Genomic DNA, 2,956 nt, shown 5'->3' with positions numbered 1-2,956 from the left:
TTTTAGATCTTTGGGATCTAGATCGATCTGTAAAGATCTGGTGTGGGCTATGGTGTTGTTAACTAGCACTTAACAAAACCAGGTTAATTTTAACCAAAGATCCGAGGGCAAGATAGATCCCGAGAATCAATAGAGATCCATAGATCCCACAATGCAGCGGAGAACCCCAACTACAGATATAATCTTTAGAGATATTAAAAAATATAGCCTCGAGTAATACCTATCAACATATGATCCGTGGATCAAGGGTTCTATGGGTTATATCCCATAGACATATGATCCATGATCAATACCATAGAGGTATCACCAGGCCGGAGCCTCAAAAGCCCAGCAGATCTAGCCAGGCTAATCAACAAGCTGATCAACCCATATATCTAAAAATCCAAAGTTCCGTATAACTGGCGTCCCCCTAGAAGCCTAGATAGAGGATCAGTTGCTACATCGGTGTATTAATCAATACATAGCTTGATGCATCTCAAAGTAAACGATTCGGCGATCAATGGATGTAATACTATTCATAAGATGATCCCAGATCTTAGGTTCTAAAGGGCTTTATCTCTAGAGGGCTTTAAACACAGATCCTTATGTGATCGTATTACTCGGATCATAGGATTTATTATCTATATACTATATATATAAGCTATACTGTCTTACATATAGAGAGACCATTGGATTTATCGATGCATTGATTAGTACACTGAGCGGTAGACCGGTATATGCATTGTTTAATCAACACCACAGCTTAAATCTCGACTGGAAGATTATAAAGCCTGTTCTCTACGCATTTCTAGCATCATCCCTATCTGCGCTATAGCAGAAAACCCGATGCCTATTCCCCTCCCATAGAGATGAATAGAGAGGTAGAGTGAAATATATAGCTGTTAGTTGATATGGATTTGGAGATTTGATGTTTGAAACGGCCAGGGAGATCCTGGGTTATGCCTATGAGGAGCTTGATCGTGCTGAGAGGCTTAGAGATATACTGCTATATAGAAGTGCAGCTGATAAGGGTTTCCTAGCATTGATAATAGCTATAAATGAGTATATACGTATCTCTAAGGGCGTAATTCCGAAGAGTCATGCCGAGAGGAGGAGAATTCTTAGAGAGATAGGGAGGGAGGATCTCAGGGCCCTCTACAGCGATATAATGAAAACCCTCCACGAAGAAGCCTTCTACGAGGGAGTGTACCAGGTTGATGAGGTTAGATACGCGCTTAACAAGGTAAAGTCAATAATAGATGAGTTAGAGCGCGAAGCAATAAAGACTAAGAGTAGGGAGTAGTGGAAAGGGCTGGTGGAAGTGATATGACATATAATGCATCTTAGGATCTCCGGTGATTACACAGCGCTGCATTGCCAGACTCATCTATGTGCGTTCCCAAGGTTTGAGTATGGTTCTTACTGCTTCTCAATCTCGAGTTTTTCTCATAGAGATCTCGGGGATTGCTTATTACTATCTATGATCCATCGCGATACCCTAGTGCTTAAAGTTAGCGCATTACATAAAACGCTTATGAGAAGTACTTCGACTTAGCTTGTATATTTATTATTATATAATTATTATATATTTATAATGTATCTGCTTTAGGAGTGAGCTCTTCATGGATCGTGTGGTTAAATTTGGCCTAGATATTTATAGTTTTGGAGATGCTGTGCCAGAGATTCTAGATATAACTACTATGATCTCGACGCTGGTAGCCCAGGCACCTCTAGCAGCGATACTAGCCCTAGCCATATTACTCTATATGGAGAGGAGGTTTAGCGATATTAAACTCACGATCAAAGAACTTGGAAGAAGCGTTAACAGCCTTATAACCTATAACGAAGCACTACTCTATATACTCTATAGCAAGGGCATGGTTACAGACACCGAGTACAGGGGTCTCCAAGCACTTCTAGACTCAATGAGACCCCCAACATACTCGAAATACTATACCGAAGAGGTTGCTAGGAGGCTGGCTGAGCTCCTTAGAATCGATATCAACGACTATACATGGGAGCATATTTTCGAGCTACAGAGGATAGCAGATCTCATGATGAAAGAGGCTAGAGAGACAGATAGAGAAGATCTAGTTAGATATGTAGGGTGGCTCAGAGTATTCATAGCACTACTCCAGGCAAGACTAATAAGCAAAGGCATAATGCCACCAAGAAGACCCAGCCTATAACATAGAGAATTATAGCACTAAAGCCATTCATCCGAGATCAATCTTTTATTACCGTTTATGGTTACTTATGACACTCCTCGGGATCCTCACGACACAACTAGGGACATCTATGGGAGCAGGGCTCTCCTTGCTAACCCCAAGCCTATTAGTAAGGAATATAGCCTTTATGTTGATTCCTCATATCCCTAAGAGGACTAAAACAGTCCTGAATGTCCAGAAGTGATACAACACCCAATCTTTCCCCCATCCTAGAGAAACCCTTCACCTATATCTATCGAGGATCTATAGACGTTGTTACCAAAGGGTAGCATTGAAAACGATCTATGTACTTCCAAATAAAGAGATTATCCCTATGGATATGGATAGCCGAATCCTCTCTCATTTAATCTCAATTAACCTAATCCCTACAGATAGCCTCCCACCTCTAGATAGAGATTTTTAGCTTTCACGGCATTCTATATCTAGAGGTCTATGGCTGATCATTCTTCATCTATTGGGTTAGATGTTATAGCCTCTATCCTTACAGAGTATGCTAAGAAGATCATTGATAAGGCTGTCAGGGGCGAGAAGCTGAGCGACTGGGAAGTAGGCTTCCTACTAATGGAGGCTACTAGGATGACTCTAGAGGCTAGGATGGATGCTATTGAGAAGAGAATGGCAAGCCTAGAAGAAAGTTTAAAAACAAGGATGGAGTCTATCGAGAAGAGGATGGATCTTATTGAGAAGAGGATGGACATGCTCGAGAAAAGGGTTGAAGAGCTTGGGAGAAACCTTGAGAGAAGGATTGG

Annotated in this window: 3 protein-coding genes; all 3 read left to right on the top strand. The window is 41.3% G+C overall.

Annotation, left to right across the window (positions count from 1 at the left end):
• The first annotated feature begins 907 nt into the window (after positions 1-907).
• The gene (locus tag QXE01_12395) at positions 908-1,282 is read left to right on the top strand and encodes a hypothetical protein (protein ID MEM4972037.1); all 375 of its coding nucleotides are present in this window, start codon (positions 908-910) and stop codon (positions 1,280-1,282) included.
• 319 nt (positions 1,283-1,601) lie between these two features.
• On the top strand, positions 1,602-2,168 hold the full coding sequence (locus QXE01_12390; GenBank protein ID MEM4972036.1) for a hypothetical protein: 567 nt from the start codon (positions 1,602-1,604) through the stop codon (positions 2,166-2,168).
• 471 nt (positions 2,169-2,639) lie between these two features.
• The coding region (locus tag QXE01_12385) for a hypothetical protein (protein MEM4972035.1) at positions 2,640-2,956 on the top strand (317 nt) is incomplete at its 3' end.

The sequence above is a fragment of the Sulfolobales archaeon genome (genome assembly GCA_038897115.1).
In the GTDB taxonomy this organism is placed as follows: Archaea; Thermoproteota; Thermoprotei_A; order Sulfolobales; family AG1; genus AG1.
The sequence above is the reverse complement of the archived record's forward strand: the minus strand, read 5'-3'. Positions and strand labels throughout refer to the sequence as shown.

Coding starts and splice junctions, on each gene's coding strand:
- QXE01_12390 (MEM4972036.1), top strand. CDS start 1,602: ATGGATCGTGTGGTTAAATTTGGCCTAGATATTTATAGTTTTGGAGAT.
- QXE01_12395 (MEM4972037.1), top strand. CDS start 908: ATGTTTGAAACGGCCAGGGAGATCCTGGGTTATGCCTATGAGGAGCTT.